Origin of the sequence: Winogradskyella psychrotolerans RS-3, from assembly GCF_000427335.1 — a bacterium.
Taxonomy (GTDB): Bacteria; Bacteroidota; Bacteroidia; order Flavobacteriales; family Flavobacteriaceae; genus Winogradskyella; species Winogradskyella psychrotolerans.
The window spans coordinates 1-509 of record NZ_ATMR01000174.1 but is presented as its reverse complement, the minus strand read 5'-3'; the positions used below and the strand labels follow the sequence as shown (position 1 = coordinate 509).

Below are 509 nucleotides of genomic sequence, written 5' to 3'. Positions count from 1 at the left end.
TCCAGGTAGCGATGGTCGTCCTGGTACGGTTCAGGGTGAACAACGATTGCGTATTTAATCCCTGCTCCGTCCATGCAGCTCAGCAGGTGCTCTGGAGTGGCAGCGGAATTAGGTTGATAGGGTCCATTGGGATGATAAGGAAATTTATTGCTATCGGGGCCGGCAAAACAATGCAGATGGGTATCGACAACCGGCAGATCGCTGTGGGCCTTTTCGGCCCTCGACCTCGAAGTAAGGGCAAGGCTAGCAAGTGATCCACCTAAGATCCCTAGGCAGTCACGGCGGTTAATGCAATTCCCCTCGTGGCCTTTTTTTCGGATGGTTCTGTTGCCTGCCGAAATAAATGGCTGTTGAATAGTCATTTGTATTAAAGGGCTTCAGTCTCAAGGCTATATGGGTTTGGTTAAACAACCCCTAAAAGTTACTACAGTCTTCCTAAAAAGCCAAATGAATAGCTGAATGGACTGGTAAATTATTTCTTCGAAAAGAGTTGGCTTGATTATAGGTAT

Annotated in this window: 1 protein-coding gene; it reads right to left on the bottom strand. The window is 47.2% G+C overall.

Going from position 1 to position 509, the window contains the following annotated elements; translation table 11 throughout:
* Window positions 1–362 (bottom strand): hypothetical protein (locus tag ADIWIN_RS21530; RefSeq protein WP_235047136.1); only part of this gene is annotated, 362 nt, incomplete at its 3' end.
* Between the last annotated feature and the right edge of the window lie 147 nt (window positions 363–509).